The organism is Devosia sp. Leaf64, assembly GCF_001421945.1.
GTDB lineage: Bacteria > Pseudomonadota > Alphaproteobacteria > Rhizobiales > Devosiaceae > Devosia.
On record NZ_LMLO01000017.1, the window covers coordinates 14,550 to 30,451 of the forward strand.

Below are 15,902 nucleotides of genomic sequence, written 5' to 3' on the forward strand. Positions count from 1 at the left end.
GGTCACTTCCTGCCTCAAATTACGCATTGGCTGCTTCTAGCGCCATCAGGATGGCCGGCGCACCGCTGGCGTTGACGCCGGGGGCGTCCTCCACAAAAATGTCGAGCACCTTGCCGTCCCGCACGATCATGGCCGAGCGCGCATAGCGCGTGCCCATGCCATTGGCGGAGAAATCCTTGGCGAGGCCAAGCGCCTTGGCGAGATCGGCATTGCCATCGGCGATGAACTCGACCTTGCCGAGGGCATCGCTGGCTTCGGCCCATGCCTTCATCACATGAGCGTCGTTGACGGAGGCGCAGACGATGCGCTCGACGCCGTGCGCCCGGAACTTTTCTGTATTGGCAAGGAAGCCTGGCAAATGGTTGACGTGGCAGGTGGGTGTAAACGCCCCGGGCACCGCGAAGAAGACCACGGTCCCCGAGCCAAGGACCACGTCACTGGTGGTGTCGTGCGTGCCGGAAGCCGTTACGAGCTTGATCCCAACAGCCGGAATCGCATTGCCACGTTCAATCATGCGAGGATTTGCCCCATGCCCCAGGCGAATTCGATCGCCTTACTCCAAAACCATCCCGCTGGCGGCTTGGCCGCTCGTCTCCGGGACTACTCGTTCGCCGGCTCTGCCCCGACTGTCCGGCGAAGCTCGAATGCTCCCATACCGGTCATGAATGACAACTGAACGTCTTGGCCGGTCAGGTCAATATTCTCGGTTTTCGCCAGAATGGGAAGCAGCACTAGGTTCGCTTGCGGGCTTTTTTGCGGCATGCCGAACAGCGGCTCGCCACTATCGGTCGCAACGATGATTGAGCCGGGGTCGATATCGTCCGTTGCGAGAGACACCGCCAGGGTCTGTTCGTCTTTGATAAATTCGACTTTGCCGATTGGTGCCGGGCCGTCGTTCCACGGAATGGGCGCTTCGGCCACTGCCTGCTTGATGCGGAGGCCATTGGGCCGATCAGGCGCCGCATCCGCTGCAGGGAGGCTGAAACTCGCTTGCGCCGGAATGCATATATCGGAGCAAATGCCAAGCAGCGCCGAAATATCCACTTCGGCTGTCTTGTCGGCCACGGTCAGTTCGATGGGCAACAGGGTTGGCCCAAAATAGGCAAAGTCGAGATAGCCGGAGCTGAGATCGACGATCGGGTGCGGCCAGAGAATCTTGCCCGCGCTGACACCGCGAGACGCGGAAAAATCGAGCTCGGTCGGAAAACCCGTTTCGCCCGGCACGCGCCAATAGGTTTTGGTGTTTTCCGGCATGTCGATTTCGAGGCCGAACAGGGTCGTGCCGTCGGGCTTAACGACGCCGGTGCTGACAAGCCGCAACTTTACGCCCGGCGTTACCTCTTGCCACGGCGTTTCGCCGGCAAAAACCGGGGCAACGAGAGCGGGCAAAAAGGCGGCGGCAAGAGCAATTGATCGCATGGCTCGGCATTAACGCAGGAGATGGTGAAGGAATAGCTGACGCGCCTTCAGGCCTTCGTGAAGAGGCACGAGACTTGGCTTCACCCCGCCCAGCGCATAGACTTGGTTGATGACTTATCTTGAAGGACAATTCCTGGTCGCCATGCCGGGCATGGAAGACGAGCGCTTCGCCGAAAGCGTGATCCTGCTTGTGGGTCATGGAGAAGAAGGCGCGATGGGTCTGGTGGTCAATCAGAAATTGGCCAATCTGAGGTTTGCCGACATTCTCGACGAACTCGATCTGGGCGATCCCGATGCCGTCATTCGCCTGCCGGACACGATCCGTGACCGCACGGTCATGCGCGGCGGGCCGGTCGAGAAGGGACGTGGCTTCGTTCTGCATTCGGCCGATTATCACAGCGGCAATACCTATAAGGTCACCGAAGATATTGGCCTTACCGCCACCCTAGATGTGCTCCGCGCCATGGCTTTCGGCCCGGCACCGAAAGCCTCATTTTTTGCGCTTGGCTGCTGCGGCTGGAGCCCCGGACAACTCGAACGGGAAATCGCCGAGAACGGTTGGCTGACTGTGCCGTTCACGCCGGAGCTGGTGTTCAGCACGCCAGTTGAAAAACGCTATGAGAAGGCGCTGGAAAGCCTCCACATCACGCGGGCAACGCTGAGTAGCGACGCAGGCCACGCCTAAGCCAAACTGTCGTTAGCGTCGAGCCTTATCGCCCCGCCTGCGCCATCAGCTTCTTGGCCAATTCCTGCCCAGTCATAGCGGCCCCAAACGCAAAGCCTTGCGCAAAACGGCAGTTCATTTGCCGCAGCCGCTCGATTTCGTCGAGCGTTTCGACACCCTCGGCAATCACCATCAGATCCAGATCTTCGGCAAGCCCGACGATGGCGCGGATGATCGGTGCTTGCGTGTGCGGATTGCCCGTCTCGGTGCCCATCTTCACGAAAGCGGCCGGGATTTTGATCGTGTCGAACGGGAAGCGATGCAGGTAGCTCAGCGACGAGTGGCCCGTGCCGAAATCGTCGAGCGCCAACCCCAAGCCCAAGCTACGGAGCGCTTCAAGCATGTAGGCGGAGTGCTCGGGATTGCTCATCACCTGGCCTTCGGTGATCTCGAGCTTGAGATGGGTGGCCAGCGTCTTGTCCTGCGCGACGAGATTGCGCATGTCGTTGAGCAGCGTCTCGGTCGCCAACTGCGTCGGCGAGAGATTGACCGAGATGAAGAATTCTTCGCCGAGCCCAATCGTCGCCGACCATTCGCGGGCCTGCGTGGCCGCCTGTTCGAAGGCCAGGCGACCAAGCTTTTCGATCTGGCCGGAGCGTTCGGCAAGCGGCACGAATTCGTCCGGGTTGACCACGCCACGCGTCGGATGGTTCCAGCGCATCAGCGCTTCGGCCCCAACGATTTGGCCCGACGCGATGTTCATCACCGGCTGATATTGCACCGAGAGTTCGCCTTGGCGCATGCCGCGTTCGAGATCTTCTTCGCTGGCGCGGTTGTAGTTGGCGATGGAGCGCGCCGAGGCGCGATAGGCTTCGATACGGTCTCCGCCGAGGCGCTTGGCGTAATACATGGCCAGTTCGGCATCGCGTAGCACGTCGGGGGCCTCTGCGGGATTGCCGTCGTAGATCGTGACGCCGATCGAAGCGGTAATGGTGAGGTCGCGGTCGCCGAAATTGAACGGTGCCTTCAGCGCCTTGCGGATCTGCTCGGCGCTTTCGGCGATCTTGCCTGCCGTCTGCTCCGACGCCAAGATCACCGCGAACTGATCGCCAGAAATACGCGCCACGGTATCGAGTGGCCGCATGACGCGGGAAATGCGCCGGGAAATGGCGAGCAGCACCGAATCGGCCGCGGAATGGCCGATGCGCTCTTCGAGCTCCATGAACCGGTCGATATCGATGAGGAAGACTGCCGGCTTGATGCCGCCCGGCGTGCGCGCGCGGGCCAGCGAACGCTCAAGCCGATCAAGCAGGAGCTGGCGATTGGGCAGGCCGGTGAGGCTGTCGTGCACGGCATCATGCAGCAGGCGTTCGCGCGCGGCGCGATCCTCGGTGACGTCCTGCAGGGTGCCGACAATGCGGTTGACCTGACCATCGCCGCCCAGCACCGGTTTTACGCGCATGCGGAAAGTGCGGTAATTGCCATCATGGCCCGCCACGCGCAGGTCCGAAGAGACCTTGCCGCGGCGCAGTTCGACCAGCGTATCAAAAGCGGTGCGGAAGCGGTCGCGGTCATCGGGATGGACCCGGTCAAGCCAGCGCTTGATGGCGCCGCGCAACGCCCCGCGCTTTTCGCCGAGACGGGTTGTCAGTTCGTCGCTGACGGTGACCCGGTCGCGATCGATATTCCAATCGAAAACGAAATCACCCGAACCGGTCAGCGCCAAAGCGCGACGCTCGACCTCGCTCAGGGTGCCGATGGTCACCTGCCCTTCGGCAAAGGCGTGTTGAACGGCCGTGAAGCCTAAAAGCATGACGACGAGCACGAGACCGCCGCCCACGGCCGGCTGGGCAACGTCATTGGTGACCTGACCTGAAATGACGAGCCAGGAATAGAACAGCCAAGCAATGAAGATGATCCAGGTCGGGACGAGCAGCACGGCGCGATCATAGCCGCGGAGCGCCAGCAACAGGATCAGGAAGAAGCCGGAAAGGCCGAGCAGCGCTAGAACGAGACGCGCGATGGTGGCGGCAATTGCGGGTTGGAAAAAGGCAAAGCCGAAGAGCGCGAGAAAAAGCGCCGAGAGCCCGAGCGCCAGATGGATGAAGCGCAGATGCCACCGGTGGAGATTGAGATAGATGAAGAGGAAGCCGGCAAGCGTCGTCGCTATGCCCGCCTCCGCCGCGGCCCTGAGTGGTTGGAGCCCGCCGGCCGATATGCCGAAAAGGCGGCCAAGGATGGCGAAGTCGATGAGGAGATACGCGAGCACCGCCCAGGCGAAAGCGGCCGTGGCCGGGAATACGCCCCTGCCCTTGACCACAAACATGATGGTCAGAAACACGGCCGCGAGCGATGCAACGCCTAGCACCACGCCCCGGAACAGCGTGAAGGAATTGACGTAGTCGCGATAGGCGTTGGGTTGCCAGAGGTAAAGCTCCGGCAATTCGCCCGAGGTTAGCTCGGCAATCAGCGTCACAGTCGCGCCGGGATCGAGCGTGACCTCGTAAACGTCGGCTTCAGGGTCGGCCAATTGCACCGGACGAATGCCGGCGCTTGGGGTCACCGCCGAAATGCGCGCATTGCCGAGATCGGGCTGGAAAACGCCTGACGCCGGTAGCCGGTAGAATGGCGCGACGAGAAGGCGCTCGATCTGCTGATCGGAATCATTGCGGAGCGCAAATAACGCGAAAGACGGGTTGGTGCCCTGCTCGCTTGCCAGAACCTCGATGCGCCGGATGATGCCGTCGGCGTCAGGCGCGGTCGAAAGCTGCAGACGCCCATTCGTGCCCGGCACGATTTCGACGATATCGGACAGGTTGACGGCATTGACGTCTTCGGGGACCGAAATGACTTCGAAAGCCCGGGCTGGCTGCGAGAAAGCGAACGCAAGGATGATTGCGAGAACAAGAAACGGACGCATCAAGAGCAGCTAATTCCCACACAAGGCTTCATTGTGGCGGCAGTCGGCCGCGGATAACGCGGGGGGACAAGCCTTTGGCTTTGGTAACCTCCAAAGGGGGCGCACCTTTGGTACGAGAGATTGACCCTTGCGGCAAGCGGGGTGGCGCAGTGCGATGTGGAACGTGATGGACGTCCCACCGGTCAGGCAACACGATGATGTGGACTTGCGAAGCGGAAACTGTCCCAGCGCTCGCGCGTCAGCCCCATCAGCACATGGTCTTCCCAGCGGCCATTGATCTGCAGGTAACTTTCGGCAAAGCCTTCCTCGACAAAGCCATTTTTTTCGAGCACCCGCCGCGATGCAATATTGTGCGGTAGGAAAGCAGCGTGGACGCGATGGAGGTCGAGCGTTTCGAAGGTGAAGGCGAGCGACACCTCGACGGCTTCGCTCATCAGCCCCTTGCCGGCATAAGACTGGCCCATCCAGTAGCCCAGATTGACGAATTGCGCCGCACGACGCCGGACATTGGAGAGGGTTATCCCGCCAACCAAGGTATTGCTGCCGTCATCGAGAAAAATAAAAAACGTGTAGTCGGTTCCCTGCTCGGCTTCCTGCCGCGCCCGGCGCACCCGCATGGAGAACACGCGACGGCCAAGGTCGGCCTCGGTCCAACGCGGCTCGAAGGGTTTGAGGAAATCCTGGCTGGAGCGGCGCAGATTATACCAAGCCGTATAGTCGCGCATCTGCGGCAGGCGCAAAGCGATGCTGCGCCCGCGTAGCGTGATCAATTGCTCCGGCGACGACCAGGGCCAGAGCATGATTTAGCGCTTGAGCGTCTCGCCGATGCTTTCGACATCGGCCAGCCGGCTGATCGGCCCAATACCGGCAAGTGTCGGCGTCGAGCTGGTGAAAATCTGTTCGGCCACCTCGCGCACACGCTGCGCGGTAATGCGGTTGATGCGCTCGACCGTCTCTGCCATCTGGATAGGACGGCCCCAGAGGATCTGCTGGCGTGCCAGCTGACCGGCGCGGGCCGAAGGGCTTTCGAGCGACATGAGGAGACCGGCGCGGATCTGGTTGCGCACGCGCACCACTTCCTCTTCCGAAATGGTTTCGGCCGCGCGCTTGAGTTCATCGAGCACGACGGGGACCAGTTCGGAAACTTCGTCTTCGCCCGTCGCCGCAGCAACGCCAAAAACGCCGCTATCGGCAAAGGCCCAGTGGAAGGAATAGACCGAATAGCAGAGGCCGCGCTTTTCGCGCACCTCCTGGAAAAGGCGAGAGCTCATGCCGCCGCCGAGCACGGAGGCAAGCACCTGCGCGGCATAAAAGCCATCGGAATTGTAGGCGCGCCCCTCAAAGCCTAGAACGATATGGGCCTGTTCGTGGTCCGAAATCAGCCGCTCTTCGCCGCCTTGATATTCGGCGCGCTGCGGTGCCGGGGCGCCATTCGGCGTCAGATCGGCAAAGCGCTGCTTGGCGACTTCGACGAGCTCCTCATGATCCACATTGCCCGCAGCGGCCATGACCATGTGGTCGCCCACATAATTGCGGCGCATATATTTGCGGACCATTTCGGGGGAAAAATCCCGCACCGAATCGACGGTACCCAAAATGGTGCGGCCGATGGGCTGGGTGGGATAGGCCGCCTGCTGAAACAGATCGAAGACGTGGTCATCGGGGTTGTCGCGCGCCGCGCCAATTTCCTGAACGATAACCTGCTGCTCGCGGGTCATTTCGTTTTCGTCGAAGGTCGAATTCTGCAAAATATCCGAGAGGATATCAGCCGCGAGAACAACGTCTTCCTTGAGCACGCGCGCAAAATAGCCGGTATGCTCGATCGAAGTCGCGGCATTGAGGTCGCCGCCGACATTTTCGATGGTCTCGGCAATTTCAAGCGCGGTGCGGCTCTTGGTGCCTTTGAAGGCCATGTGTTCGAGAAGGTGCGAAATGCCGTGCTCAGCCTTACGCTCCGAGCGAGCACCGGCCTTTACCCAGACGCCGAGCGAGGCACTCTCGAGATGCGGCATGTCATCGGTCAGCACCACCATGCCGTTTTCGAGAGTCGTCGTTTGTACCGTCACACTCTTCCTCCTGAACCGTGCGGGGGCCTTTGGGCTCTCCCAACATGGTCCGATTATGCTTCAGGCCGCGCGGGTGCGCGCCCCGATAAAGTCTTCCAAAATACGCTGGTCATTGGCCAGCAGTTCAACCCGTTCGGGCCGCTCATAAAGATCGGCAAGCCATGCCGGCAGGGGCGGTTCGATGCCTGAGGCGGCGTTTACGGCCGCCGGGAACTTGGCCGGATGAGCCGTTGCGAGCGTGATCATGGGCGTTGCAGAGCCCGAAAGGCTGCGCGCGACGCTGACCCCGACAGCAGTGTGTGGATCGAGAAGGTAAGACGACTTCGCCCAGGTCTGGGCAATCGTCTCGCTCGTCGCCGATTCATTGGCCGTACCCGCCGCAAATTCGGAGCGGATGGCGGATATGGCGCTTTCCGGCAGATCGAACCCACGCGATTGCTTGAGCGCGGCCATCATCCGGCCGACGGCACTGGCGTCGCGCCCAGCCGATTCGAACAGCAACCGTTCGAAATTGGATGAGATCTGGATGTCCATCGACGGGCTGATGGTAGGGGCAACACCCTGCATCTCATAGCGGCCGGTATCGATGGTGCGGCGCAGAATATCGTTGGAATTGGTGGCGATGACGAGCTTCTCGATCGGCAGGCCCATGCGCTTAGCGCAATAGCCGGCAAAGATATCGCCGAAATTCCCGGTCGGCACCGTAAAACTGACTGGTCGATAGGGCGCGCCCAGCGATACGCCGGCCGTAAAATAATAGACGATCTGCGCGACGATGCGGCCCCAGTTGATGGAATTGACGCCTGAGAGGCGCACGCGATCGCGGAAGGCGTGATGATTGAACATCGCCTTCACGGCATCCTGGCAATCGTCGAACGTACCGTTGAGCGCGATATTGTGCACATTGGCATCGAGCACCGTCGTCATCTGCCGGCGCTGCACTTCCGAGGTGCGACCCTCGGGGTGCAAAATGAAGATATCGGTGGTGTCACGGCCGCGGAACGCCTCGATGGCCGCAGAGCCCGTATCACCCGATGTCGCGCCGACGATGGTGGCGCGGAGGCCACGGGACGACAGGATATGGTCCATGATGCGGCTCAAAAACTGCATCGCCACATCCTTGAAGGCCAAGGTGGGACCATGAAAAAGCTCAAGCACGAAATGATTAGGCTCGAGTTCGACCAGCGGCGTCACCGACGGATGACGGAAACTCGCATAGGCGCCATCGATGATCGACTTCAGCGTCGCGGCCGGAATTTCGTCGCCGGTAAAGCGCGAGATGATGGCATAGGCGACATCAGCATAGGGTTTCCCTGCAAAGGCCGCGATTTCATCTGCGGAAAACTGAGGCCAGCTGGCTGGCACATAGAGACCGCCATCGGAAGCCAGGCCCGCAAGGACCGCATCTGAGAAACCAAGCGCAGGCGCCTGGCCACGCGTCGAAACAAACTGCATCGGAAGGGAAAGCCCTTTTAGAATTGTTGCAACCTAGTGAAAGCGACGCTTCGCCGCAAGGTTTTGCCGATCACGCCGGTTTTGACGGCTGGCGGCTTTGGCGAAACAGCCAAAAGCCGAGCATGACCACAGCGACAATGGCAAAGCCATACCAGGTCAGAGCATAACCGAAATGGTTGTTGGGGAAGGTAACGACGGTCTCGCCCGCCTGAGGCAGATCGCCTGGGGCGCCGGCCGGCAGATCGATATAGAAGGGCGCGATCGGCGCAAGCGCTGGATCGGCAAGTTGGGCCAACCGCAAGGGATCGCGCACCCACTCGATCCGATTGGATGTATCTGCCTCAGGCGTCATGAAATCAGCCTGCTCGGGCGTACGGACCACGCCTGTAATGGTGACGATGCCAGGGTCTTCGCCGTGAAGATCGCCGAGCGCCGCCGCTTCCTGATATTGCTGCGGTACGAAGCCACGATTGACGAATACCGTGCCGCCGCCTTGCAGCTCGAACGGCGTCATCACCCAATAGCCGGGGCCTGAATATTGCCCCTTCGCACTGGCAAGACTCGTGAACACGGTCGACGTCTGGGTATAGCGATAGGCGCCGGTGAGCGTCACCGGTTGATAAACGATCGTTTGCGGATCAAGCGTCGACCACGATTCCGGGCCAGGCACGGGAACAGGGGCCGCGGTCAGGCGCGCATCGACCGCTGCGATGAGCGCCTCCTTTTCGGCCATTCGCTGCATCTGCCAGTTGCCGAGAAAAACGCAGACGGCCGCCAGCACCAGCATGAGGGCGGCAAAAACCCATTCTTTTAGCCCGAGGCGACGCGTGGTCATTGATGTCCCTCGTGCGCATCGTGGCGAAACTGCAGATTGACGAGCACGCCTTTTAACGGCGGCAGCAGCGCGAGGCTCAAAAACACGGTTACCGGAATCCAAATCACGAGATGCATCCAGGGTGGCACGGTGGCGACAGCGCCGAGGATCAGCGCCATAACGAGCACCAGAGGAGCAACGAGAAAGATGACGAACACGGCGGGGCCATCACCGCTATCGGCAAAGGCGAGATCAAGGCCGCACTTTTCGCATTGCGGCACCAGCTTGAGATAACCAGCGAAGAGCCGTCCCTCGCCGCAGCGAGGACAGCGGCAAAGAAGGCCAGTCAGGATGGGATTGGGCTGCGCCATAAACTGCTTCTTGATGCAAAAAGGGGCGCAGCCTTGGCCGCGCCCCCAAATTCCGGGCTACCTGCCCTATCAGTGGCTGAGCGCCACACCCCAGCTGCCCCAAACATAGATCGAGGCAAAGAGGAACAGCCACACCACGTCGACGAAGTGCCAATACCAGGCGGCAAATTCGAAGCCGAGGTGACGCTCGGGAGTGAAATCACCACGTTCGGCGCGGATCAAGCAGACCGCGAGGAAGATGGTGCCGATCAGAACGTGGAAACCGTGGAAGCCGGTCGCCATGAAGAAGGTCGCGCCATACATGCTGCCGGCGAACGAGAAACCGGCATGGGTATATTCGAGATATTGAACGAACGAGAACAGCACGCCGAGCGCAACGGTGATCGCGAGGCCCCAGCGAAGTCCCTTGCGATCGTTTTCGAGGAGCGCATGGTGCGCCCAGGTGACGGTCGTGCCCGAGGTCAGGAGGATCAGCGTGTTGAACAGGGGCAGGTGGAAGGGATCGAACAGCTCAATGCCGGTCGGAGGCCAGTGGCCACCAGTGGCCGCGACGCGGGCATATTGCTCGACGTCGTCGAGGCGGAAGAAGCCATCGAAATAGGCCCAGAACCACGCGACGAAGAACATGACTTCGGAAGCGATGAAGAGGATCATGCCATAGCGGTGGTGCATCTGCACGACCGGGGTGTGGTCGACGCCGTTATTGGCTTCCTTCACCACATCGGCCCACCAGGCGTAGAAAACGTAGAGAACACCGGCGAGGCCGATGAAAAACAGCCAAGGGGTCCACTGGTGCATCCAGAACACGGCACCGATCATCATGACCAGTACCGCGGCCGACATCGCAAAGGGCCAGGGCGACGGCTCTACCATATGGTAATCATGGTTCTTCTCAATGGCGGCCATGTTCAGCTTCCCTCACTGTCTGAAGCGTAGAATGTATAAGAGAGCGTTATCTCTTTAATCGTGTTGAGTTCGCGGTTGTCCGCGATATCGGGATCGACGAAGAAGACGATCGGCATATCGACCGTCTCGCCCGGCTGCAGCGTCTGCTCGGTAAAGCAGAAGCACTCGATCTTGTTGAAGTAGATACCGGCCTGCTCGGGCACGACGTTAAAAATCGCCTGGCCGGTTATCGGCTTATCCGAATTATTGGTCGCCACGTAGTTGACCGTATCGACGGCGCCGATCTTGTCGGTGATCGAGGCGGCCGGTTTGACGGTCCAGGGCAGCGTATTTTCGACGTTGACGTCGAAGCGCACGCGCATTTCGCGCGCTATGACACCCTTCGGATTGGCCTCCGCCACCTGCGTCGTGCCGCCAAAGCCAGTGACCTGGCAGAACAACTGATAGAGCGGCACAGAGGCGAATGCGAGGCCCACCATGCCGGCAACCAGCACGGCAAGGCTCACGCCGATGCGGCGGTTCTTGCGTTCGCTGAGATTGTCTCGATGGTCAGGTGCGACAGAAGTCATTACAGCGCCCTGTCAAACAGCGCCGGGCCCATCTTGACGATGGTCAGCACATAAAAGGTGATCGCGAACAGCGCGAGGGCACCGGCAAGGGCAAGCGACCGGCGGCGGCGTACACGCTTCAGGGCTTCGGCAGCCTGCAGATCGGCAGCGTTTGGTTGGCTCACGGGGGTCTCAGTGCTCACAGCCAGAACCCTCCGAGGCGCGAAACGAAAGTATCGACGAGCAGCGCAAGGAACAGCACGAAAAGGTAGCTCAGCGAGTAGGTGAAAAGGCGGCGTGCAGCCTTCTTCATGTCGACGCTGTTTGGCGCGCGAAGAATGCGGACCGCAAGATAGATGAAGGCAGCGCCGGTTGCCGCCGCAACGACACCGTAGATCCAGCTTCCCATGCCCAGATAAATCGGCACGAAAGACGACACGGCGAGGATTACCGAATAGACGAAAATCTGGCGCTTGGTGGATGCCTCGCCAGCCACGTTCGGCATCATCGGCACGCCGGCCGCGGCATAGTCGCTCTGCTTATAGAGAGCCAGGGCCCAGAAATGCGGCGGGGTCCAGAGGAAGACGATGAGGAACAGGGATAGGCTTTCCCAGGTGATCGTACCGCTGACCGCAGCCCAGCCAATCATGGCTGGAAAGGCACCGGCCGCGCCACCAATAACGATGTTCTGCGGCGTCGAGCGCTTGAGCCACATCGTATAGATGACGGCATAAAAGAAGATGGTGAAGGCGAGGAGCCCACCTGCCACCCAATTGGTCGCAAGGCCAAGAAGCGACACTGAAAAGGCCGAGAGAACGAGCCCAAAGCTTAGCGCTTCGCCTTCGGAAATCCGCCCCGCCGGGATCGGTCGGTTCTGCGTCCGGCTCATGATGGCGTCAATATCGGCATCGTACCACATATTGAGCGCGCCCGAAGCGCCGCCACCGATAGCGATGCAGATGATGGCGATGAGCCCGATGATCGGGTTGATGCCGCCAGGCGCGACCAGCATGCCGACGAGTGCAGTGAAGACAACCAACGACATGACACGAGGCTTGAGCAGGGCGAGGTAATCCTCGACCCGTGCCTCACCTGCCAAAGCAGGCATTCCCTTGCTGTCGTCGATATAGGTCACTGAACTCTTCCAAACTTTGGTGTGAACCGCACCCTTGGGCGCGATCCACGGATTTCTCAAACCACGACTTAGTGCGCGTTGGTCGATTCGATCTTGGGCAGCGTCGAGAACTGGTGGAACGGCGGAGGCGAGCTCAGCGTCCATTCCAGCGTCGTCGCGCCTTCACCCCATGGATTGTCACCGGCCGGCCGCTTCTTACGAACAGCTTCCCAGGTCGCGTAGAAGAAAATGACCATGGCAACGAAGGTGATGTAGTAGCCGATCGAGGACACGCGGTTCCAGAGTGCGAAGGCATCCGGATAGTCGATGTAACGGCGCGGCATGCCGGCAAGGCCCAGGAAGTGCTGCGGGAAGAAGATCAGGTTCACGCCAACGAACATGACCCAGAAGTGCAGCTTGCCCAGGAATTCGGAATACATGTGACCGAACATCTTGGGATACCAGTAGTACCAGCCGGCAAAGATCGAGAACACGGCACCGAGCGAGAGCACGTAGTGGAAGTGCGCCACGACGTAATAGGTGTCGTGGAGGGCACGGTCGGCACCGGCATTGGCCAGCACCACGCCCGTCACACCGCCAACGGTGAAGAGGAAAATGAAGCCGATGGCCCAGAGCATGGGAATGCGGAAGGTGATCGAGCCGCCCCACATGGTGGCGATCCAGGAGAAGATCTTCACGCCCGTCGGCACGGCGATAACCATTGTGGCCGCAACGAAGTAGCGCTGCACGTTGAGGCTAAGACCGGTCGTATACATGTGGTGCGCCCACACGACGAACCCGACGAAGCCGATGGCGACCATGGCATAGGCCATAGCCATATAACCGAACACCGGCTTGCGGCTGAAGGTTGCCACGATGTGGCTGATGATGCCGAAGCCCGGCAGGATCATGATGTAAACTTCAGGGTGACCGAAGAACCAGAACAGATGCTGGAACAATACCGGATCGCCACCGCCCTCTGGCGAGAAGAAGGTGGTGCCGAAATTGCGGTCGGTCAGCAGCATGGTGATCGCGCCGGCAAGAACCGGAAGCGCCAGCAAGAGCAGGAAGCCGGTGGTCAGAACAGCCCAGGCAAAGAGCGGCATCTTGTGGATGGTCATGCCGGGGGCGCGCATATTGAGAATGGTGGTGATCAGGTTGATGGCGCCAAGGATGGAGCTCACACCTGCCACGTGCAGCGACAGAATGGCAAAATCGAGTGCCGGGCCAGGGTGACCAGCGGTCGAGAGCGGCGGGTAGACGGTCCAGCCGCCACCAAAACCACCGACGCCACCAGCGCCTTCAAAGAAGAGGCTCATCAGCAGAAGGATGAACGCCACCGGCAAAAGCCAGAACGCGATGTTGTTGATGCGTGGGAAGGCCGTGTCGGGCGCGCCGATCATCAGCGGGGCAAAGTAGTTGGCAAAGCCGCCCATGGTTGCCGGCATGACAGTGAAGAACACCATGATGAGGGCGTGGGCCGTCGTGAAGACGTTGTACATCTGCTTACCGGCGTCGACAGCGGAATCGCCCTGAACGCCGTAGACCATGGACGCAAGGCCATGGAAAATCTGGATGCCAGGCTCCTGCAGCTCCATGCGCATGAAGCCGGAAAGGATGCCGCCGATCACACCAGCCACGATCGAGAACACGAGATACATGATCCCGATGTCCTTGTGGTTGGTCGAAAGGACCCAACGGCGCCAGCCGGTCGGGGTGTGATGGTCGTGCTGCGATGCGTAGTCATGCCCGGTGGCACGGGCCTCGAGGTGTGTTTCTGACATTATGGTCTCCCCTGACCCAGATTACTGAATTGCCGGCAGCAGGGCAGCGGCGGCGGCATAGTCACGACCTTCTGCATATGCCGAAATGAAGGTTTGGAATTCGTCTGCGGTCACCACGCGAACGGCGATCGGCATGAAGGCATGGTCCTTGCCGCACAGTTCCGAACACTGGCCATAGTAAAGGCCGGTCTCGCGGGCATTGAACCAGGTCTCGTTCAAACGGCCGGGAACCGCGTCGACCTTGATGCCGAAAGACGGCACGGCGAACGCGTGGATGACGCCGGCAGCATCGGCTGTGATCTGCATGCTGACAGTCGTGTTGACCGGCACGACGAGCTCGTTGTCGACGGCCAGAAGACGCGGCTGGTTCGGCTTCGCACTCTTGCGACCGGGGGTCGGCGCACCGCCATTCACGCCCGGAACGTCTTCTTCCTGCATGATATTCTGGGTGAAACCGAGCGGCTGGTCGGCTGGCGCATCGGGGACGAAATTAGAGTAATCGACATACTCGTAGTCCCAGTACCACTGCTGACCCGTCGCCTTGATCGTCAGGCTCGCAGCAGGAACTTCGACTTCGCCGAAGGTGAAAATATTGGCGCCCAGATACTTGCGCTCGCCATCAGGCGTCGTCATCTGATCGGAGAGAACGCCGAAGGACGGGATCGCGATAACGATCAGGACGATGATCGGCACCACGGTCCAGATCACTTCGATCAGCGTGTTGTGGGTAAAGCGCGCTGGGACCGGATTGGCCTTGGCATTGAAGCGAACGGCAACGGCGATCAGGAGCGCCAGGACGAACAGCACGATGATCGTGATGGTCCACATCAGCGGGCCATCATGGAAAGCCACGATGGAATCCATGATCGGCGTTACCGATTGCTGCAGATGGAACTGACCTGGCTCGGGATGACCCTTGCCGATTTCCTGGGCAAAAAGGGAAGACGGCACCAGCGCCAGGGCGGCAGTCGCTGCTGCACCCAACTTCCTAACGAACTGACCGGTCACCATAAACCCCCTAAATACCAATTCTGGTGCACGCACACCGGGAAGAAGAGGGCAAAAAGCGGCATAGCTCACGCCGCCCCGACTCAACCTCGGAGCGCAAAACTCAATTTCGACCTAAATCACATTGATTGGCCCGAGTCTATTGCGGCCAAGCTCACATATTGCGGTTTAAAACTGGACAAATTGAGCCGTCTTTGCCTCAAGGGCGCCGCAGTTCCGCTGCCAGAATGCCGCAAAAGCGGGCTTGGTTGACAGCCGGAACGCTGTAACGGAAACAGGCCGGGCGTGCCGCAGATCCGCGAATCGGCAGGAGACCAGCAAAGTGATGCAATTTTCGAAGCACCTGATGGGCCTTGCCCTCACGCTGACCGCTGCTTTGAGCGCGGCCCCTGCCATGGCGCAGGGCACGGTGCGCGGCGAATATGGCGACTGGCAGATGAGCTGCGACACTCCTCCTGGCGCGAGCGCAGAACAGTGTGCGATCATCCAGAATGTGATGGCCGAGGACCAGCCCAATGTCGGCCTCTCGGTCATCGTATTGCGCACCGCCGATCGTGAAGCCCGGCTGCTGCGCGTTCTCGCCCCGCTTGGCGTGCTCCTCCCCAATGGCTTGGGGCTCAATGTCGATGGCAAGGATATGGGCCGCGTCGCCTTCGTGCGTTGCCTGCCCAATGGTTGTGTTGCCGAAGTCGAGCTCGATGATGACCTGATTGATGTGCTCTCCAAGGGCACGAGCGCGATTTTCGTCGTGTTCAAGACCCCTGAAGAGGGCGTCGGCATCCCCGTTTCGCTTGAAGGCTTCTCGGAAGGCTTTGCCGCCCTGCCCTGATCCC

The 15,902-nt window shown here is 60.4% G+C and carries 16 protein-coding genes; 2 read left to right on the plus strand and 14 right to left on the minus strand.

The window, feature by feature from the left end:
* Window positions 1-19: 19 nt before the first annotated feature.
* The gene (locus tag ASE94_RS08800) at window positions 20-514 is read right to left on the minus strand and encodes a peroxiredoxin (RefSeq protein WP_061907816.1); all 495 of its coding nucleotides are present in this window, start codon (window positions 512-514) and stop codon (window positions 20-22) included.
* A gap of 86 nt (window positions 515-600) precedes the next feature.
* Complete coding sequence (locus ASE94_RS08805) at window positions 601-1,419, minus strand: protein-disulfide reductase DsbD domain-containing protein (RefSeq protein ID WP_061907815.1); 819 nt, start codon at window positions 1,417-1,419, stop codon at window positions 601-603.
* Window positions 1,420-1,528: 109 nt separating this feature from the next.
* On the opposite strand from ASE94_RS08805, the gene ASE94_RS08810 reads away from it, so the two are divergent.
* Window positions 1,529-2,104, plus strand: coding sequence for a YqgE/AlgH family protein (locus ASE94_RS08810; RefSeq protein ID WP_062630107.1), 576 nt, complete (start codon window positions 1,529-1,531; stop codon window positions 2,102-2,104).
* A 25-nt stretch (window positions 2,105-2,129) separates the two neighbouring features.
* Here the strand turns inward: ASE94_RS08810 and ASE94_RS08815 are convergent, their stop codons facing one another.
* The 12 genes from ASE94_RS08815 to coxB form a co-directional block, all read right to left on the minus strand.
* A complete protein-coding gene (locus ASE94_RS08815; protein WP_062630108.1) occupies window positions 2,130-5,003 on the minus strand; it encodes an EAL domain-containing protein in 2,874 nt (957 codons plus the stop codon).
* A 182-nt stretch (window positions 5,004-5,185) separates the two neighbouring features.
* On the minus strand, window positions 5,186-5,803 hold the full coding sequence (locus tag ASE94_RS08820; RefSeq protein ID WP_062630109.1) for a GNAT family protein: 618 nt from the start codon (window positions 5,801-5,803) through the stop codon (window positions 5,186-5,188).
* Between the two features lie 3 nt (window positions 5,804-5,806).
* Window positions 5,807-7,069, minus strand: coding sequence for a pitrilysin family protein (locus ASE94_RS08825; RefSeq protein ID WP_062630110.1), 1,263 nt, complete (start codon window positions 7,067-7,069; stop codon window positions 5,807-5,809).
* 60 nt (window positions 7,070-7,129) lie between these two features.
* Window positions 7,130-8,524, minus strand: coding sequence for a threonine synthase (gene thrC, locus ASE94_RS08830; RefSeq protein ID WP_062630111.1), 1,395 nt, complete (start codon window positions 8,522-8,524; stop codon window positions 7,130-7,132).
* A gap of 70 nt (window positions 8,525-8,594) precedes the next feature.
* Window positions 8,595-9,359, minus strand: coding sequence for an SURF1 family protein (locus ASE94_RS08835; protein ID WP_062630112.1), 765 nt, complete (start codon window positions 9,357-9,359; stop codon window positions 8,595-8,597).
* Entirely contained in the window at window positions 9,356-9,709 is a 354-nt protein-coding gene (locus ASE94_RS08840) for a DUF983 domain-containing protein (protein ID WP_062630113.1), read from the minus strand. The genes ASE94_RS08835 and ASE94_RS08840 overlap by 4 nt, the downstream gene beginning before the upstream one ends.
* Window positions 9,710-9,778: 69 nt before the next feature.
* Window positions 9,779-10,615 (minus strand): cytochrome c oxidase subunit 3, encoded by an 837-nt coding sequence (locus tag ASE94_RS08845; RefSeq protein WP_061907808.1) that lies wholly within the window; start codon window positions 10,613-10,615, stop codon window positions 9,779-9,781.
* A 2-nt stretch (window positions 10,616-10,617) separates the two neighbouring features.
* Window positions 10,618-11,184, minus strand: a complete 567-nt coding sequence (locus ASE94_RS08850; RefSeq protein WP_062630114.1) for a cytochrome c oxidase assembly protein — start codon at window positions 11,182-11,184, stop codon at window positions 10,618-10,620.
* A complete protein-coding gene (locus ASE94_RS08855) occupies window positions 11,184-11,348 on the minus strand; it encodes a hypothetical protein (protein WP_156352082.1) in 165 nt (54 codons plus the stop codon). The genes ASE94_RS08850 and ASE94_RS08855 overlap by 1 nt, the downstream gene beginning before the upstream one ends.
* A 14-nt stretch (window positions 11,349-11,362) precedes the next feature.
* The gene (locus tag ASE94_RS08860; RefSeq protein ID WP_062630157.1) at window positions 11,363-12,271 is read right to left on the minus strand and encodes a heme o synthase; all 909 of its coding nucleotides are present in this window, start codon (window positions 12,269-12,271) and stop codon (window positions 11,363-11,365) included.
* A 95-nt stretch (window positions 12,272-12,366) separates the two neighbouring features.
* Window positions 12,367-14,061, minus strand: coding sequence for a cytochrome c oxidase subunit I (gene ctaD / locus ASE94_RS08865; RefSeq protein ID WP_062630116.1), 1,695 nt, complete (start codon window positions 14,059-14,061; stop codon window positions 12,367-12,369).
* 21 nt (window positions 14,062-14,082) lie between these two features.
* Window positions 14,083-15,021: a cytochrome c oxidase subunit II gene (gene coxB / locus ASE94_RS08870; RefSeq protein ID WP_244484012.1), complete on the minus strand. Its 939-nt coding sequence runs from the start codon at window positions 15,019-15,021 to the stop codon at window positions 14,083-14,085.
* A gap of 373 nt (window positions 15,022-15,394) precedes the next feature.
* Between coxB and ASE94_RS08875 the strand changes: the two genes are divergently transcribed.
* Window positions 15,395-15,898, plus strand: a complete 504-nt coding sequence (locus tag ASE94_RS08875) for an invasion associated locus B family protein (RefSeq protein WP_062630117.1) — start codon at window positions 15,395-15,397, stop codon at window positions 15,896-15,898.
* The last annotated feature ends 4 nt before the right edge of the window (window positions 15,899-15,902 follow it).

Excerpts from the sequence above, each read along its gene's own strand:
- ASE94_RS08800 (WP_061907816.1), bottom strand. The coding sequence starts at position 514 with ATGATTGAACGTGGCAATGCGATTCCGGCTGTTGGGATCAAGCTCGTA.
- ASE94_RS08805 (WP_061907815.1), bottom strand. The coding sequence starts at position 1,419 with ATGCGATCAATTGCTCTTGCCGCCGCCTTTTTGCCCGCTCTCGTTGCC.
- ASE94_RS08810 (WP_062630107.1), top strand. The coding sequence starts at position 1,529 with ATGACTTATCTTGAAGGACAATTCCTGGTCGCCATGCCGGGCATGGAA.
- ASE94_RS08815 (WP_062630108.1), bottom strand. The coding sequence starts at position 5,003 with ATGCGTCCGTTTCTTGTTCTCGCAATCATCCTTGCGTTCGCTTTCTCG.
- ASE94_RS08820 (WP_062630109.1), bottom strand. The coding sequence starts at position 5,803 with ATGCTCTGGCCCTGGTCGTCGCCGGAGCAATTGATCACGCTACGCGGG.
- thrC (WP_062630111.1), bottom strand. The coding sequence starts at position 8,524 with ATGCAGTTTGTTTCGACGCGTGGCCAGGCGCCTGCGCTTGGTTTCTCA.
- ASE94_RS08835 (WP_062630112.1), bottom strand. The coding sequence starts at position 9,359 with ATGACCACGCGTCGCCTCGGGCTAAAAGAATGGGTTTTTGCCGCCCTC.
- ASE94_RS08840 (WP_062630113.1), bottom strand. The coding sequence starts at position 9,709 with ATGGCGCAGCCCAATCCCATCCTGACTGGCCTTCTTTGCCGCTGTCCT.
- ASE94_RS08845 (WP_061907808.1), bottom strand. The coding sequence starts at position 10,615 with ATGGCCGCCATTGAGAAGAACCATGATTACCATATGGTAGAGCCGTCG.
- ASE94_RS08850 (WP_062630114.1), bottom strand. The coding sequence starts at position 11,184 with ATGACTTCTGTCGCACCTGACCATCGAGACAATCTCAGCGAACGCAAG.
- ASE94_RS08860 (WP_062630157.1), bottom strand. The coding sequence starts at position 12,271 with ATGCCTGCTTTGGCAGGTGAGGCACGGGTCGAGGATTACCTCGCCCTG.
- ctaD (WP_062630116.1), bottom strand. The coding sequence starts at position 14,061 with ATGTCAGAAACACACCTCGAGGCCCGTGCCACCGGGCATGACTACGCA.
- ASE94_RS08875 (WP_062630117.1), top strand. The coding sequence starts at position 15,395 with ATGCAATTTTCGAAGCACCTGATGGGCCTTGCCCTCACGCTGACCGCT.